The organism is Conexibacter sp. CPCC 206217 (assembly GCF_030646165.1).
Classification (GTDB): domain Bacteria; phylum Actinomycetota; class Thermoleophilia; order Solirubrobacterales; family Solirubrobacteraceae; genus Conexibacter.
In genome coordinates this window covers 883,952-899,625 of record NZ_JAUTDO010000001.1, presented here as the reverse complement: position 1 = coordinate 899,625, position 15,674 = coordinate 883,952, and the positions used below count along the sequence as shown (strand labels likewise).

13 protein-coding genes are annotated in these 15,674 nt (G+C 72.2%); 10 read left to right on the top strand and 3 right to left on the bottom strand.

Going from position 1 to position 15,674, the window contains the following annotated elements:
• Both Q7L65_RS04285 and Q7L65_RS04280 read right to left on the bottom strand, forming a co-directional pair.
• Complete coding sequence (locus Q7L65_RS04285; RefSeq protein WP_304719011.1) at positions 1 to 1,902, bottom strand: GAF domain-containing protein; 1,902 nt, start codon at positions 1,900 to 1,902, stop codon at positions 1 to 3.
• Between the two features lie 31 nt (positions 1,903 to 1,933).
• Positions 1,934 to 3,031, bottom strand: a complete 1,098-nt coding sequence (locus Q7L65_RS04280; RefSeq protein ID WP_304719010.1) for a zinc-binding dehydrogenase — start codon at positions 3,029 to 3,031, stop codon at positions 1,934 to 1,936.
• A 147-nt stretch (positions 3,032 to 3,178) separates the two neighbouring features.
• Here Q7L65_RS04280 and Q7L65_RS04275 point away from each other — a divergent pair, with 147 nt between their 5' ends.
• The gene (locus tag Q7L65_RS04275; protein WP_304719008.1) at positions 3,179 to 4,708 is read left to right on the top strand and encodes a CoA-acylating methylmalonate-semialdehyde dehydrogenase; all 1,530 of its coding nucleotides are present in this window, start codon (positions 3,179 to 3,181) and stop codon (positions 4,706 to 4,708) included.
• 4 nt (positions 4,709 to 4,712) lie between these two features.
• Positions 4,713 to 5,798 (top strand): enoyl-CoA hydratase/isomerase family protein, encoded by a 1,086-nt coding sequence (locus Q7L65_RS04270; protein WP_304719006.1) that lies wholly within the window; start codon positions 4,713 to 4,715, stop codon positions 5,796 to 5,798.
• Here Q7L65_RS04270 and Q7L65_RS04265 read toward each other — a convergent pair.
• On the bottom strand, positions 5,767 to 6,369 hold the full coding sequence (locus tag Q7L65_RS04265; RefSeq protein ID WP_304719005.1) for a TetR/AcrR family transcriptional regulator: 603 nt from the start codon (positions 6,367 to 6,369) through the stop codon (positions 5,767 to 5,769). The two genes, Q7L65_RS04270 and Q7L65_RS04265, sit on opposite strands and share 32 nt — an antisense overlap.
• Positions 6,370 to 6,502: 133 nt before the next feature.
• Here Q7L65_RS04265 and Q7L65_RS04260 point away from each other — a divergent pair, with 133 nt between their 5' ends.
• The 8 genes from Q7L65_RS04260 to Q7L65_RS04225 all read left to right on the top strand — a co-directional run bounded on the left by Q7L65_RS04260 (position 6,503) and on the right by Q7L65_RS04225 (position 15,640).
• Positions 6,503 to 7,465 carry a hypothetical protein gene (locus tag Q7L65_RS04260; RefSeq protein ID WP_304719004.1) on the top strand — a complete coding sequence of 321 codons (963 nt, stop codon included), beginning with the start codon at positions 6,503 to 6,505 and terminating at the stop codon, positions 7,463 to 7,465.
• On the top strand, positions 7,462 to 8,790 hold the full coding sequence (locus Q7L65_RS04255; RefSeq protein WP_304719003.1) for an MFS transporter: 1,329 nt from the start codon (positions 7,462 to 7,464) through the stop codon (positions 8,788 to 8,790). The genes Q7L65_RS04260 and Q7L65_RS04255 overlap by 4 nt, the downstream gene beginning before the upstream one ends.
• Positions 8,771 to 9,766 (top strand): TIGR03619 family F420-dependent LLM class oxidoreductase, encoded by a 996-nt coding sequence (locus Q7L65_RS04250; RefSeq protein ID WP_304719002.1) that lies wholly within the window; start codon positions 8,771 to 8,773, stop codon positions 9,764 to 9,766. The genes Q7L65_RS04255 and Q7L65_RS04250 overlap by 20 nt, the downstream gene beginning before the upstream one ends.
• Positions 9,767 to 9,881: 115 nt before the next feature.
• On the top strand, positions 9,882 to 10,631 hold the full coding sequence (locus Q7L65_RS04245; protein WP_304719001.1) for an SDR family NAD(P)-dependent oxidoreductase: 750 nt from the start codon (positions 9,882 to 9,884) through the stop codon (positions 10,629 to 10,631).
• A gap of 112 nt (positions 10,632 to 10,743) precedes the next feature.
• Entirely contained in the window at positions 10,744 to 11,442 is a 699-nt protein-coding gene (locus Q7L65_RS04240; RefSeq protein WP_304719000.1) for a FadR/GntR family transcriptional regulator, read from the top strand.
• A 327-nt stretch (positions 11,443 to 11,769) separates the two neighbouring features.
• Positions 11,770 to 13,002 carry a substrate-binding domain-containing protein gene (locus tag Q7L65_RS04235; RefSeq protein ID WP_304718999.1) on the top strand — a complete coding sequence of 411 codons (1,233 nt, stop codon included), beginning with the start codon at positions 11,770 to 11,772 and terminating at the stop codon, positions 13,000 to 13,002.
• Positions 12,999 to 14,576 carry a sugar ABC transporter ATP-binding protein gene (locus tag Q7L65_RS04230; protein ID WP_304718998.1) on the top strand — a complete coding sequence of 526 codons (1,578 nt, stop codon included), beginning with the start codon at positions 12,999 to 13,001 and terminating at the stop codon, positions 14,574 to 14,576. The genes Q7L65_RS04235 and Q7L65_RS04230 overlap by 4 nt, the downstream gene beginning before the upstream one ends.
• Positions 14,573 to 15,640, top strand: coding sequence for an ABC transporter permease (locus Q7L65_RS04225; protein ID WP_304718997.1), 1,068 nt, complete (start codon positions 14,573 to 14,575; stop codon positions 15,638 to 15,640). Before Q7L65_RS04230 ends, Q7L65_RS04225 begins: the two co-directional genes overlap by 4 nt.
• Positions 15,641 to 15,674 lie beyond the last annotated feature (34 nt).

Below are 15,674 nucleotides of genomic sequence, written 5' to 3'. Positions count from 1 at the left end.
TCACGCCGGCCTTCTCCGTTCGTGGCCGAGGTCGGCGGCGATGCGGTTGGCGCGGATCGCGAAGGCGAGCTCGAGCTGTCTGTCAGGGGTCCGCCAGTCGCTGCCGAGCAGCGCGTCGAGCCGCTCCAGGCGCTGGTAGACCGTGTTGACGTGGATGTCGAGCCGGCGTGCGGTGCGGGTGAGCTGGCCCTGCTCCTCGAAGTACGCCTCCAGCGTCGTCAGCAGCGTGGGCTCGCCACGTGCGGCGTCGTGGTCCAGGAGCGGTCCGAGCGTGCGCCGCAGGTAGTCGTGCAGGCCGTCCGGTGGTCCGTGTCCGAAGACGAGCGCGAACAGCCCCAGCTCGCGGGCGCGCGCGATCCCGGCGTCGTGGCCGAGCGCGCGTCGCAGCCCGAGCGCGTCGCGCGCCTCGCGGTAGGCGCTGCGCAGTCCCGCGATGCCGGCCGCCGGCTCGCTGACGCCCGCCGCCGCCGGCGCGCCGTCGGCGGCGAGCAGCTTCGCCCAGCGCTCGGCCACCGCGCCCGCGTCGTCGCCCGGCACGAGCACGACGACGTGGCCGTCCAGCTCGCCGGCCGCCCCGCTCTCGGCGGCGGCGGCGCGGGTGATCCGCAGCTGCGCCCAGCGGTCCGATCTCGGCGGCGGGTCGGCGACGAGCAGGATGGCCGGCGCCTTCAGCGACAGGCCGATCCGTGCCGCGCCCCGCGCGACCAGCTCGGCCGCCGGCTCGCCGGGCTCCAGCAGCGCCGTCAGGAACTCGGCACGGCGACGGTGGTCGACGTCGGAGCGGGCGCGCTGGGCGAGCAGCAGCCCGGCGAGTATCACCGCGCTGCGCTGCACCAGCTCGGCGTGGAAGTCGTCCGCGCCGCCGTCGGGCGGCCACCAGCGCAGGCGTGCGACACGGTCGCCGCCGAGCGCGACCGCGACGGGGAAGTCGCGCACGCCGGCGCCGACGTGTGCGCCGGCACTCGCGCCGGCGGCGCCCGTGTCGGCGCGTGCGGCGCCGGCCTGCTCCGGCTCGTCGTCGGCGAGCAGCTCCAGGCGACCCCCGACGCGACGGCCGACCTCCTCCAGCACCTCGTCGGCCGAGCCGCCCTCGGCGACGAGCGTCGCGAGCTGCTGGTGCAGCGCGGCGGCCTCCTGCACCTCGCGGTTGCGCTGTCTGAGCGCTGCGCTGGTGCGCTGCAGCTCGCGATAGCTGTCGCGCGCGCGTTCGAACAGGTGGGCGTTCTCGATCGCGATCGCGGCGTGCGTCGCAAGCGTCTCGAACAGCGCCACGTCGCCTGGCTCGAACGGACGCGTGGTGCGGGAGCCCGACAGCAGCACGCCCAGCACCTCGTCGCGCCGTCGCAGCGGGACGCCGACGATCGCGCGCAGGCCCTCCGCCTCGACGAGCCGGTCGACGCTGCTCGCGTGGGCGAAGCGGTCGTCGGCCCTGTAGTCGCTGGTCGCGACCGAGATGCCGCTGTCGGCGACGAGCCCGCCGAGCCCGACGCCGAAGCCGAGCCGCATGCGGCGGAAGCTGGCTGAGACGACGCCGGACGTGGCGCGCACGAACGTGTCGCCGCGCTGCTCGTCGATCAGCGTGATGTACGCGGTGTCGGTGCCGAGCAGCGTCCGCGCGCGGCTGCAGATCGTCTGCAGCAGGTCGTCCACGTCGAGCAGGCCGGCGAGGTCTGCCGTGGTGCGGTTGAGCACCGCCATCGCCTGCAGCCGCCGGCGGTCCTCCGCGCGCATCCGGTAGAGCTGCTGCGCTGCGGCCTCCAGCGCGTCGAGGCGCTCGCGCGCGTCCTCGTCGTCGATGGCGTCGGCGCGCGCCCGTGCGAGACGCTGCGCCAGCTGCTCCAGCGAAGCGCCGCCGGCGAGCAGCTCGATCGCGAGCAGCTCGTCGTCGGCGGATGCGGACATGCGGTGCAGGGTAGAGCCCCCGCCGTCGCCGTCACATCTCGACGATCGCGCGGCCGACGATCTCGCCGCGCGCCAGCAGCCCGTAGGCCTCGTCGACCTGGTCGAGCGAGAAGCGCCGGCCGATCGCCGCGGTAGGATCGAGCAGCCCGGCGAGCGTCATCCGCATCAGCTCGGCGAGATCCGTCCGCGGACGGCCGCCGAAGGAGCCCAGGATCTGCAGCTTGCGCCGCACCAGGCGGGTGATCTCGACCTCGCCGAGGCGGCCGGCCGGCGCGATCCCGATCATCGTGCAGCGGCCGCCGTCGGCGGCCATCTCGGTCGCCTGCCGGAACGTCGCCGGCAGTCCGATCGCCTCGAACACGACGTCGGCGCCGCGGCCGTCGGTCAGCTCCCGCACCGCGGCGACGGGATCGACGGCGCTGGCGTCGACGACCGCACCGGCACCGGCGCGCTGCGCGGCGGCGAGCTTGTCGGCGGCGAGGTCGACGGCGATCACCTGCGCGGCGCCGAGCGCGCGGGCTACCTGCACGAGGCTGATCCCGACCCCGCCGGCGCCGACGACGGCGACCGACTCGCCGGGCTGGAGCGCCGCGACGTGGTGGGCGGCGCCGTAGGCGGTCAGCATCGCGCAGCCGAAGATCGCCGAGTCGGCGAGCGGCAGCCCGGCGGGGATCCGCGCGGCCGCCAGCTCGGGCATCACGGCGAGCTCGCCGAGGCCGCCCATCGAGTACATCGCCAATGGTCCCCCGTCGGCGTCATAGAGTCGCGTGCGACCGTCGTAGAGCGTCCCGTTGAGCCGGTTGTGGGCGAAGAACCGCTCGCACAGCTCCTCGCGGCCGGCGACGCAGAGCCGGCAGCTGCCGCACGGCATGATGAACCCGGCGGCAACGCGATCGCCCACCCGCAGGTCGACGACGCCGTCGCCGACGGCGGCGATCTTGCCCGACACCTCGTGGCCGAGCACGCACGGAAAGGGGAACGGGACGCTGCCGTCGTGGACGTGAAGGTCGGTGTGGCAGACGCCGCAGGCGGCGACCTGCACGAGGATCTCGCCCGCCGCCGGTTCGGGGTCTCGCACCTGCTCGATCTCGAAGGGGCCCGACGGCTGCCGGACGACGGCGGCTCGCATCGCTGACTCGCTCTCTCTCGCTGCTTGCGGGCGACGATCATCGCCGCGGGGACCGCGTAGCGCCATGGAGGGAGTGCACACCGAGAACTACTTCAAGTGGAGGTGTCCTCTATTGGACGGCGGTGCCGGCTTGCCTATCGTCGGCGCATGTCCTCCACCCAGCAGGCCGGCACCGAGACGACTGCCGGCGCGAACTCCCTCGTCGAGCACTGGATCGACGGCGGGCGCGTCAGCGCGCCCGGCGCCGCGACGCTCCCGGTCCACGATCCCGCGACCGGTGCCGCGACGAAGGCGGTCGCGCTCGCCGACGCTGCGACGGTCGACGCCGCCGTCGCCTCGTCGGTCGCCGCCGGCGCCGCCTGGGGGACGCTGCCGATGTCGCGCCGGCTGCCGATCATCCACAGGCTGCGCGGGGCGCTGCTCGCCCACGCTGGGGAGCTGGCGCGGATCATCTCCTCCGAGCACGGCAAGGTGCTCGACGACGCTGCGGGAGAGATCGCGCGCGGGCTGGAGATCGTCGACCTGGCGTGCGCGGCGCCGCAGCTGCTGCGCGGCTCCTACTCGCCGCAGGTCGCCGGTGGGATCGACACCTTCTCGCTGCGTCAGCCGGTCGGCGTCTGCGTCGGCATCACGCCGTTCAACTTCCCCGCGATGGTTCCGCTGTGGATGTTCCCCGTCGCGCTGGCGTGCGGCAACACGTTCGTGCTGAAGCCGTCCGAGCGCGATCCGTCGGCGTCGCTGCTGCTGGCCGAGCTGGCGGCCGAGGCCGGCGTCCCGCCCGGCGTGCTCAACGTCGTGCAGGGGGACCGTGCCGCTGTCGAGGGCCTGATCGACCACCCGGAGGTGGCGGCGGTCAGCTTCGTCGGCTCGACGCCGATCGCGCGCGCCGTCTACGAGCGCGCCGCAGCGCGCGGCAAGCGCGTGCAGGCGCTCGGCGGCGCGAAGAACCACGTCGTCGTGCTGCCGGACGCCGACGTCGGGCAGGCGGCCGACGCGGTCGTCTCGGCTGCGTTCGGCTCCGCCGGCCAGCGCTGCATGGCGATCTCCGTCGCGGTCGCCGTCGGCGCGGTCGCCGAGCCGCTCGTGGAGGCGGTCGCGCAGCGCGTGCGGGCGCTGAGAATCGGCGCCGCGGCAGAGGAAGGCTCCGAGATGGGGCCGCTGATCACGCGGGCCGCCCGCGACCGCGTGGTCGACTACATCGAGCGCGGCGCGCGCGCCGGCGCGCGCGTCGTGCTCGACGGCCGCGACGCGCCGGCGACCGCGCGCGACGGGTACTTCGTCGGCCCGACGGTGCTCGACGGCGTCGAGCCCGGGATGGACGTCTACGACGACGAGGTCTTCGGTCCGCTGCTCGGCATCACGCGCGCCGAGACGCTCGACGACGCGCTCGCGCTGATCAACAGCAATCCGTACGGCAACGGCGCCGCGATCTTCACCTCCAGCGGCGCCGCCGCGCGTCGCTTCCAGCAGGAGGTGCAGGCCGGCATGGTCGGCGTGAACGTGCCGATCCCCGTCCCCGTCGGCTACTACAGCTTCGGCGGCTGGGGCGACTCGCTGTTCGGCGACACGCACCTGTACGGGCCGGAGGGCTTCCATTTCTACACGCGCGGAAAGGTCGTCACGAGCCGCTGGCCGGCCGACGAGCAGTCGCGCGTCAGCCTCAACTTCCCGGGCTGAGCGGATGGACGAGGTCATCGTCGGCGTCGAGGGCGCGCTCGGCCGCATCACGCTCAACCGCCCGCGCGCGATCAACGCGCTGACGCTGCCGATGGTGCGCGCGATCGACGCGGCGCTGGCCGGCTGGGAGCGGGACCCGCGCGTGCGCGCGGTGCTGCTGGACGGCGCCGGCGAGCGCGGCTTCTGCGCCGGCGGCGACATCGTCGCGCTGCGCCGGTCAGCGCTCGACGGCGACGGCTTCGCGGAGCGCTTCTGGCGCGAGGAGTACCACCTCAACGCGCGCATCGCGGCGTCATCCAAGCCCGTCGTCGTGCTGATGGACGGCGTCGTGATGGGCGGCGGCGTCGGCCTCAGCGGCCACGCCCGCCACCGCGTCGCGACCGAGCGGCTGACATGGGCGATGCCGGAGACGATGATCGGCTTCGCGCCCGACGTCGGCGGCACGTTCCTGCTGTCGCGCGCGCCGGGGCAGCTCGGCACCCACATCGGCCTGACGGCTGCGCGGATCGGCGCCGGGGACGCGCTCGCGTGCGGCTTCGCCGACCGCTTTGTCGCCGCCGCCGAGCTGGAGCAGCTGGTCGCCGACCTGCGCGACGGCGACCCGGCCGCGGCGATCGACGCGGCCACGCAGCGCAGCGGGCCGCCGCCCGCGGCGGCGCTCGCCTCCGAGCGCGAGGCGATCGACGCCTGCTACGCCGGCGACGACGCCGAGCAGATCGCGGCGCGCCTGCTGGTCGCGGGAAGGGAGGAGCCGCTCGCCGCGCTCTCCGCGGCCTCGCCGACCTCCGTCAAGGTGACGCTTGCCGCACTTCGCCGCGCGGCCGGGCTGAGAACGCTGGAGGCATGCCTCGAAGCCGAGCTGCGGACCTCGTGCGGGCTGCTGGGCACGGCCGACTTCGCGGAGGGGATCCGCGCGATGGTGGTCGACAAGGACCGTCAGCCGGCGTGGTCGCCGCCGACGCTCGCCGAGGTGGAAGACGCCGACGCGGCGCGCATCGCCCGTGGCCCCGAAGGCCTCGGCGGACTGTGGGCGCAGCCCGCGCCGGCCGGCGCGGCGCTCATGCGGTCGCGCCGGCGTACGCGGCGGTGAGCATCGCGACGGTGGAGCGCTTGGCCTGCTCGAAGCGCTCCTCCTGGATGCCGGACTTGCGCAGGAACTCGATCCCCTGCATCGCGGTCAGCAGCGCCATCGCCGCGTCGTCGACATCGATGTCGGCACGCACGTCGCCGGCCGCGCGAGCGCGCTCGAGCATGACAGCGAACAGCTCGCGGATGCGCTCGTAGGTGCGCTGCGCGGCGGCGCGGACGTCGGCGTCGATGCGCGAGCGAGCGGTGCTCGACGAGGAGAGGAAGCAGCCGTCCGGTCCGAGGTCGACGCGCCCGCCGTCCTCGAAGGTGACCGCCGCCATCAACCACTCCCACGGGGGGCGATCGGCGCCCTGCGCGCGTGCGAGGCCGGCCAGCTGGCGGTCGCAGTAGTCCTCGAGCGTGCGGACGAACAGCCCGTGCTTGCTGCCGAAGACGCGGTACAGGCTTTGCGAGGCGACGCCGGTCGCCTCGCAGAGGTCGCTCATGCTGGCGCCGTCGAAGCCGCGCTGCCAGAACAGCTCGCGCGCGGTGACGACCACGTCGGCTTCGTCAAAGGTTCGGGGGCGTGCCATGAACGAGAGCCTAGCGTATTTGTGAATGGTCGACCAATAACATTGCTACGGTTGCGGTACCCCAGCCCCTCGGCGGGGCCAAGTGCTTGGAGGCACGCATGATCGACCTGTTACCTGACGACCACGTTGCGATATGAAGGCCGCTTTCCTGGATCCCTCCGGCGTCCCGTTCGTGCGTGACGTCGACGATCCCGAACCAGCATCTGACCTCGTGACGGTGCGGGTGCGGCGCGCGGCGCTGCACCTCGGCAATCTGCTCGGGGCGGGCGAGCGGCCGCTCGGCAGCGAAGCGGTCGGCATCGTGGAGCACGCGCCGGCCGACAGCCCCCTCGCGCCCGGCGACCGCGTCGGGACGTTCCCCGCCTGGGGCGTCGTGCGCGAGCGGATCGCGCTGACGCCCGAGCGGGTCTTCGCCGTCTCCGACGAGGTCCCCGACGACGTCGCCGCGCAGCTGTACGTCAACGCGCTGACGGCCCAGATGGTGCTGCGAGCGTTCGAGCGCACAACGGCGCGGACGGGCGACGACGGCCCGCTGATCGTCTCGGGCGCCGCCTCGGCCCTGGGACGCATCCTTCTCGCCGACGCGCAGGACCGCGGCTACGACGTCGTCGCCGTCGTGCGCAGGGTCGCGTCGGCGGAGCGCGTCGCCGCCGGCTTCGGCGTGCCGGCGGTCGCGACCAGCGACGCGGGCTGGCGCGCGGAGCTCGCGCGGATCCTCGACGGCCGTGCCGCGGCTGCCGTCGCCGACGCCCACGGCGGCCCCGACGGCCACGCGCTGTGGGCCTTTCTCGCGCGCGGAGGGTCAGTCCTGCAGTGGGGCGACCTGTCCGGCGAGCCGGTCGGGATGCGCGCGTCCGAGCTGCTGCCGACCGAGCTGCGCCTGGAGGGCGTCAGCGTCAGCCGCTGGCTCGAAGCGGTCGCGGCAGGCGACCGCGCCGCGGACGTCGCACGCGTCGAGGTGCTGGCCCGCACCCGCCCCGAGTTGTTCCGCGTCGCGCAGCGGTTCACGCTCGACACGCTCGGCCCGGCGCTCGAGCGCCTGCGCCGAACGGACGGCAGCGGAACCGTGCTGGTCGACCTGATGCCGGATCAGTGAGCGCGTCGGACGACGCGGTCCGCCGGCAGCGGCTGTTCCTCGCGGTGGCCTTGCTGGCGGTGTTCGTGATGCCGATCAGCATCTCGGGCACCGCGATCGCGCTCCCGGCGATCTCCGACGACCTCGGCGACTCGGCGACCGCGCTGCAGTGGGTGATCAACGGCTTCAACGTCGCCTTCGCCCTCTTCGTGCTCGTCTGGGGCGTCGCCTCCGATCACGTCGGCTATCGCACGACGTTCCTGCTGGGACTGGTGATCATGCTCGCGGCGTCGATCCTGAGCGCCGTCGCGAGCACCCTGTTGATGCTCGACGTCGCCCGAGTCCTCGCCGGCGCCGGCGGATCGGCGATCGCGACGGGTGCGTCCGCGCTGCTGTCCAACACGTTCACCGGCGCCGCCCGCAACCGCGCGTTCGCGCTGTTCGGCGCCACGCTCGGCCTCGGGCTCGCGCTGGGACCGACGATCTCCGGCGGACTCGTCGCGCTGGTCGGCTGGCGCGGGGTCTTCGGCCTCGTCGGCCTCGTGCCGGCGGTCGCGCTGCTGGGCCACCGGCTCGTGCCGGACGTCGAGATCGTGCCCGACCCGGATCGCAAGGCGGTCGACTTCTCGCTGTTGCGCAACAGGCGGTTCCTGGCGATCGTCCTGGTCCCGGTCGCCTGCGCGGTCGGCTACGTCACCGTGCTGAGCTACCTGCCGGTCGCGCTCAGCGCCGTGCACGGCATGTCGGCCGGCACCGCGGGCCTGGTCATGCTGCCGATGACAGTGCCCGTGCTCGCCGGCCCGATCATCGCGTCGGTCCTGATCGCGCGCATCCCGAAGATCGGGGCGATGACGGTGATCAACGCCGCCCTGATCCTCCTCTGCCTCGGCGACGTCGGCCTGCTGCTGTTCGCACCGCAGACGACGCTGTGGGCGCTGGTCGTGCCGATGATCCTGCTCGGGTTCGGATTCGGCCTCCCGATCGGCCTGGTCGACGGCGAGGCGCTCACCGCCGTGCCGCCCGATCGCAGCGGCACGGCCGCGGGGGTCCTGAACTTCATGCGGCTGGGCAGCGAGGCCGTCGTCGTCGGCGCCTACGCCGCCGTCCTCGCGGCCTTGCTGCGAAGCCACCTGGCCGCACCGACCGCCGCCGCGGTGGCCGCCGGAGCCCCCGGCCACGGCGGCACGTACGCCACCCAACTGCACCTGATCGTGATGGCGATGGTCGTGCTCACCGCGCTGCTGGGGATCGTCATCAACCTGCTGCACCGTCGCCCCGACGCGGCCAGGAGCATGTCGGTCGCCGCGACGGCCGACGACCAGGGCGTTGGAGCCGTACGGCGCTGAGTGGTGGGAGCGGATCGTCCTTGCTCATGCTTGGGCGGAAGCATATTGTCTGAGAAACAGATCAGCGTGCGCTGAATCGGCCGCCAAGGTGCCGTTTCGCCATCAAGCCGCCGCGCGAGCTCGAAGCATCGAGGTCCGAATGGAAACAGCGATCAGCTACTTCGCGAGTCACGAGGCAACCGGACCCGGCGTGCTCGCCGCGCTCGTGGAGGAGCGCGGGCATGTCGCGCTGCACTTCGCGGAGCACACCCACATCCCGGCAGGCAGCACCGTCGCACCGGACGGAAGACCTCTGGCTCGCAAGTACCTGCATACGTACGACCTCTTCGTGGCGCTCACCGCCGCGGCGCAGGCGACCTCCCGGCTGCGTGTCGGCAGCGGGATCTGCCTGGTCGCCCAGCGCGATCCGATCATCACCGCCAAGCAGGTCGCCAGCGTCGACCACCTCTCGGGCGGCCGGATGGAGCTGGGCGTCGGCGCCGGCTGGAACCGCGAGGAGATGGCCAATCACGGTCTCGACGCTCGCGTGCGGATGGCGGTCCTGCGGGAGAAGGTGGAGGCGATGAAGGAGATCTGGAGCGCGGAGGAGGCCAGCTACCAGGGCGAGTACGTGAGCTTCGAGCGGATCCTCTCCTGGCCCAAGCCGGTCCAGCGTCCGCACCCGCCGATCCTCGTCGGCGGCAACGGGCCGACGGTGCTCGATCGCGTGCTTGCGTTCGGCGACGTGTGGTTTCCCAACAACGCGATCGACGAGCTGCCCCGGATCGCGGAGCTGCGTGCCCGCGCCGAGGCGGCCGGGCGGCGCATCCCGGTGTACGCGATGGATGCGCCGGCCGACGCGGCCGCGCTGGAGCGCCTGCGCGCAGCGGGCGTCGAGCGGGCCATCCATTGGGTTCCGTCGGCCGATCGCGGCCAGATCGAGCGGGAGCTGGACCGGTTCGGCGCGGCGGTCGCCGAGCTCAACGGCGAGGCTTGACGGCGCGAGCTGCGACCCCGCATCGGGTGCCCAGCTTGACAGACCGCCTATCTTGTCTGACAAACAGATAAGCGCTCTTGCCGTTGGTGGTCGAGAGGGCGACTGGAGGAGAGAGATGTTGGGCAAGCAAGGCAAGCTCGCCGTCGTCACCGGCGGCTCGAACGGAATCGGCCAGGCATTCTGCGAGCGGCTGGCGCAGGACGGTGCGCGCGTGGCGATCCTCGACATCGCCGGCGGGGCGGAGACCGAGGAGCTGTGTCGCGCCGCAGGCGGAGACGCGACGGCGATCGAGACGGACATCACCTCGCCCGAGGCCGTCGCCGCGGCTGCCGCGCGCATCGGCGAGGAGCTCGGCTCCGTCGACATTCTCGTCCACTCGGCCGGCATCTACCCGAACACGCCGTTCGTCGAGCTCGACTTCGAGGAGTGGCGCCGAGTCCTGACGACGAACCTGGACTCGTTGTTCCACCTCGGCAAGGCGTTCGTGCCGGGGATGATCGAGCGCAGATACGGGCGCATCGTGAGCGTCGCCTCGACGACGTTCCACACCGGCTTCCCGGGCTTCACGCACTACACCGCGAGCAAGGGCGGGATCATCGGCTTCACGCGGTGTCTCGCCGAGGAGGTCGGCGAGGACGGCGTGACGGTGAACGCGATCGCGCCGAGCGTCGTGCGCACGAAGACGACCGAGTCCGGGGTCCAGGCGTCGAAGGACTTCTTCGGGCAGATCTCCCAGCAGCAGGCGATCAAGCGGCCGGAGCTTCCGGCCGACCTGGTCGGCGCGCTGTCGTTCTTGACATCGGACGACTCCGCGTTCATCACCGGGCAGACGCTGGTCGTCGACGGGGGCTGGGTGCGGGCATGAGCGCCGCCGCCTGATCGCCGGCTCTCACTGGTGAGGGATGCGCCGGGGTGGATCGATACTCTCGCTAGCTACACGTCGACGACGCCGCGATGTCATGGCAGAGAAGGAAACGATGAGCGAAAGGATCGCCCGGGCCAACACGTACGAGCTCGTTGCCGAGAGACTGCTGCTGGAGATCGCGGAGCATCGCCTCGCGTCGGGCGATTTCGTCGCGACCGAGAGAGAGCTGGCCGAGCGCTATGGCGTCGGGCGCTCCTCCGTGCGCGAGGGTCTGCGGATGCTCGAGTCGGTCGGCGTCATCAGACAGGGCCGGGCGACCGGCCAGTTCGTGGTGGGCGAGCTGAGCCGCGCGCTCAGCCGCCCGCTGCAGCTGCTGCTGACGCTGGGGATGGCCGACCTCCGCGAGCTCGGCGCGATGCGAAGGCTGGTCGAGTGCGAGACGGCGCGACTGGCAGCCGTGCGGCGCTCCCCGGAGCTGCTGGGGCGGATGCACGCCGCGCTCGACGAGATGCGGCTGGGGCTCGGCAGCTCGCGCGAGCGCACGATGGAGGCGGACCTGGAGTTCCACAGCGTGATCGCGGAGGCGAGCGGCAACCGCGCGATGGAGGCGGTGGTGACCGGACTGCGTGACGCGCTGTCGCGCAGCCTGCAGCAGACCTATCTGGTTGCCGACGAGGCGCTGCAGCAGCATCGGAAGATCCTCGCGGCGATCGAGGCGCAGGATCCGCTCGGCGCGCACAGAGCGATGGCCGAGCACATGGACTGGATCGACTCGATCATCCCGCACGAGCTCGCGCAGACCGTCGCCTAGCGCGACGGTCGCCGCGCCGCCGCCGCGGGGCGCCGGCGACCGCCCGCGACCGCCCGCGACCGCCCGGCGGCCTTCCGCGGCCGCCGGGCTGCTCCGAGAGGCGAATAGCTGACTGCACGGCCCCATGTGGCGGTCCTGTTGGCGCCTGCGGCGACAGCGCCTCGTCTCGACGTCGCCTGAGAAACCCGCCATTTGCAGGGGATGAGCCGTCTTTTCGGCCGCTGGCCCGGCGTGCCCTCGCGGCTGTCAGATGATCTGCTTGACAGTTACTCAGACAAACAGATAGCGTGAAAAACGCAACGTAAGGCTGTCGAGGAGGAGAGCAGCATGGAGAGGCATGTCGAGCGGCGCGCGATCACGCGCCGGCTCATCCGCAAGGCGTCCTGTGCGAGCGCGGCGGCGGTGATCGCCGCGGCGCTGGCGGTGGCGGGCTGCGGTTCGTCCAGCTCTGAGGACCAGAGCACGGGCTCGTCGCCGGCGAGCACGTCGCAGACCGGCACGTCCGCGAGCGGCACGACACAGACGCTCGCCGAGGCGAAGGCGGCCGCCAGACTGGAGGGCCCGACGCCGACCGGCCCGAGAGCGGTGAGCGGCAAGAGAATCTGGTGGGTCGGCTGTGGCGACAAGTTCGAGGCATGTGCCGACGGCGTCCGCTACTTCAGAGACGCCGGGAAGATCCTCGGCTGGACGGTGGAGGCGCCCGACACCCAGGGCAGCACGGCAATTCAGAACCAGGTGATCCGCACCGCGATCGCCGCCAAGGCCGACGCGATCGTGATCGAGTCGGTCGACTGCCCGCCGATCAAGAGCGCGCTGCAGGCCGCCAAGGCGGCCGGGATCCCGGTCGTCGACCTGTTCGGCCTCAACTGCGACAACCCGGCGTTCGACGGCGGCCCGTCGCTGTTCGTCTCACCGCGGTACGGCGGCACCACAGACGTCGCGAGACTGTTCGCCGACCGCGGCGTCAGCGACGCGCGGGTGATGCTCGCGGTGCTGAGAGAGAAGGGCGTCGAGAAGCCCGAGGTCGCCTACGTCAATTCGGGCGCCGACCAGGTCTTCTGGGTCGCATACTGGGACAAGTGGACTGAGTTCATGAAGGAGAACTGTCCGGACTGCAGACTCAACAACGCCGGGTTCAACGTCGCGCAATGGCCCAATCCCGGCACGCAGATCGCCCAGACCGCGCTCAACGCCCATCCGGGCACCAACGCGGTCGCCTACGCGAGCGACTTCGTGCTCGCCTCCTCGCTGGCGGGGCCGATCTTCGCCAGAGACAAGGTCGTCTGCTGCGGCGACGGCCTGACGCAGAGCCGCGACAAGATCCGCAGCGGCGGGATGGAGATCGCCAACTCGGGGACGCTGCTGCCGTGGGAGATGATGTCCTGGGGCGTCGCCAGCACGGTCAACCGCCTGCTCGCCGGCGAGGACCCGGAGAGACTGCCCAACGAGGGCAGCGGCTTCGCCTACGTCGACAGAGAGAACGTCGGTGAGCCGGGCAGCCCGGTGAGAGTGCCGGTCGACTTCAAGGCCATCTACACGAAGATGTGGACGGGCAGATGAACGGCGGCGCCGCGCTGGATGCCGAGCGACGGGTCGGGGTGACCGAGGAGCCCGCCGCCGCGCTGCGCCTGTCGCACGTCTCAAAGGCGTTCGGCGCGACGCAGGCGCTCGACGACGTGAGCTTCGCGGTCGGCGACGGGAGCATCCACGGCCTGATCGGCGGCAACGGCTCCGGGAAGTCGACGCTGATCAAGATCCTCGCCGGCGTGCACCGCGGCGACGCGGGCGAGCTGCTGGTCGGAGAAGAGGAGATCGCGGCGCGTTCGAACACGCCGGAGATCGCCCGGCGTCTGGGGCTGCGCTTCGTGCACCAGAACCCGGGCGTCATCGGCACGATGACGGTCGCCGAGAACCTCGCGCTGGGCGGCCGCTTCCCGCGGCGGCTCGGCGCGATCGACTGGCGTCGGCTGCGGCGCCGGACAGACGGGCTGCTGGAGCGCTTCGAGATCGAGGCGACGGCGGAGTCGCTGATCGGGGACCTGCGGCCGGCGACTCGCACGATGGTCGCGATCGCGCGGGCGCTGCAGGACGAGCGGGACGACGGCGAGGGGGCGGCGTCGCTGCTCGTCCTCGACGAGCCGACCGCGGCGCTGCCCGAGCACGAGGTCGAGGTGCTGCTGGAGAGCCTGCGCCGATACGGGCGCCGCGGTCAGAGCATCCTCTACGTCTCGCACCGGCTCGACGAGATCGTCAACCTGACCGACGCGCTGACGGTCCTGCGCGACGGGCGCCACGTCGAGACGCGGCCGACGCGCGGGCTGAGCGAGCGCGACCTCGTCCACCTGATCGTCGGACGTCCCGTCGAGAACGTCATGAGCACCCATCGGCGGCGGCCGCAGTCGGCCGCTGCGCTGTCGGTGCGCGGGCTGCGCGGCGGTCCGCTGAAGGGCGTCGACCTCGACGTCAAGCAGGGGGAGATCGTCGGGATCGCGGGGCTGCTCGGCTCCGGGCGGACCGAGCTGCTGCGGATGCTGTTCGGCGCCGACCGGGGCGAGGCGCAGCGACTCAGCGTCGGCGGGCGCGACGTCGAGCCGTCGAGCGTGCAGCAGATGATGGGGCTCGGGGTGGCGTACATCCCCGAGCGCCGCGAGCTGGACGCGGCGATGCTGTCGATGACGGTGCGCGAGAACCTCTCGGCCGCCGACATCGTCCGCTTCCGCCGTGGCGGACGCCTGCGCCACGGCATGGAGCGAGCCGCGGCACGCGCCGACATCGCGCAGTTCGGCATCCGCACCGCGGGCGATCGGGCGCTGCTCGGCACGCTCTCGGGCGGGAACATGCAGAAGGCGATCGTCGCCCGGTGGCTGCGGCGCAGACCGCTTCTGCTGCTGCTCGACGATCCGACGCAGGGCGTCGACGTCGGGGCGCGGGCTGATCTCTACGCAGCGATCAACGCCGCGGTCGACGAGGGCATGGGGGCGATCCTCGTCGCATCGGATTTCGAGGAGCTTGCCGACGTCTCCGATCGCGTGCTGGTGCTGCAGGGCGGGCGCATCACGCGCGAGGTCGTCGGCGCGCAGGCGACACGCAGTCGCCTGACAGAGCTCGTGTACAGCGACGGAGACCAGACATGACTCCAACTTCCGAAGACTCGACCGCCCGCGCCGTGCAGAGCGTCGCGCACGGCGACGACGCCGCGCCGGCCGGACACGACGCGCAGGCCGCGCGGGCCTCGCTCTCGGTGCTGCTCGAGCGGCTCGGGCTGCCGATCCTGTTCGCGATCATGGTCGTGGTGTTCTGTCTGCTGCGGCCGGACACGTTCGCGACGTCTGCCAACTTCCAGACGATCACGATCACGCAGTCGGTGCTCGTGGTGCTCGCGCTGGCCCTGATGATCCCGCTGATCGGCGGCCGCTTCGACGTCTCGGTCGGCTCGACGCTCGGCTTCAGCAGCATCCTCTGCGCCGGGATGATGAGCAGACACGGCTGGCCGCTGGTGGCAGTCGTCGTGCTGGCGATCGTCGTCGGCGTCGCGATCGGCTTGGTCAACGGCGTGATCGTCGCCTACCTGGGCGTCAACTCGCTGATCGCCACGCTCGGCACCGCGACGGTGATCAGCGGCCTGGTGCAGGCGTACTCGAAGGGCATCCCGGTCAGCAGCGGGCTGTCGCAGACGCTGACGGACCTCGGCAGCGGCACGCTGCTGGGCATCCCGGACCTGTTCGTGCTCGCGGTCGTGCTCGGCGTGATCGTGTGGTTCGGGATCACGCAGACCGTCTACGGACGCACGCTGTTCGCCGTCGGCTCCAATCTCAGTGCGGCGCGCCTCACGGGCGTGCGGGTCAAGCCGGTGGTCCTGACGAGTTTCGTCTTCTCAGGTGTCATCGCGGGGGTCGGCGGGCTGCTGCAGATCGCCTCGACCGGCAACGGCGACCCGACCGTCGGCGGCGTCAACTTCATCGTCCCCGCGGTGGCGGCGGTCTTTCTCGGCGCCACGACGTGGCAGCCGGGCAAGTACAACGTCTTCGGGACCTTCCTCGGGCTGTTCTTCGTCGGCAGCATGGTCGGCGGGCTGACGCTCGTCGGCGCCGCCCCGTGGGTGACCTCCGTCTTCAACGGCGCCGCGCTCGTGATCGCGATCGCCGTCTCGGCTCAGATCCGTCGCCATCGCACCGGATCGCTGGAGGTCGGCACGTGACCCCGGCCGTTGCTGCAAGCACTCTCACTACGGA

Excerpts from the sequence above, each read along its gene's own strand:
- Q7L65_RS04240 (WP_304719000.1), top strand. The coding sequence starts at position 10,744 with ATGAGCGAAAGGATCGCCCGGGCCAACACGTACGAGCTCGTTGCCGAG.
- Q7L65_RS04280 (WP_304719010.1), bottom strand. The coding sequence starts at position 3,031 with ATGCGAGCCGCCGTCGTCCGGCAGCCGTCGGGCCCCTTCGAGATCGAG.
- Q7L65_RS04235 (WP_304718999.1), top strand. The coding sequence starts at position 11,770 with ATGGAGAGGCATGTCGAGCGGCGCGCGATCACGCGCCGGCTCATCCGC.
- Q7L65_RS04230 (WP_304718998.1), top strand. The coding sequence starts at position 12,999 with ATGAACGGCGGCGCCGCGCTGGATGCCGAGCGACGGGTCGGGGTGACC.
- Q7L65_RS04285 (WP_304719011.1), bottom strand. The coding sequence starts at position 1,902 with ATGTCCGCATCCGCCGACGACGAGCTGCTCGCGATCGAGCTGCTCGCC.
- Q7L65_RS04270 (WP_304719006.1), top strand. The coding sequence starts at position 4,713 with ATGGACGAGGTCATCGTCGGCGTCGAGGGCGCGCTCGGCCGCATCACG.
- Q7L65_RS04245 (WP_304719001.1), top strand. The coding sequence starts at position 9,882 with ATGTTGGGCAAGCAAGGCAAGCTCGCCGTCGTCACCGGCGGCTCGAAC.
- Q7L65_RS04260 (WP_304719004.1), top strand. The coding sequence starts at position 6,503 with ATGAAGGCCGCTTTCCTGGATCCCTCCGGCGTCCCGTTCGTGCGTGAC.
- Q7L65_RS04225 (WP_304718997.1), top strand. The coding sequence starts at position 14,573 with ATGACTCCAACTTCCGAAGACTCGACCGCCCGCGCCGTGCAGAGCGTC.
- Q7L65_RS04265 (WP_304719005.1), bottom strand. The coding sequence starts at position 6,369 with ATGGCACGCCCCCGAACCTTTGACGAAGCCGACGTGGTCGTCACCGCG.
- Q7L65_RS04275 (WP_304719008.1), top strand. The coding sequence starts at position 3,179 with ATGTCCTCCACCCAGCAGGCCGGCACCGAGACGACTGCCGGCGCGAAC.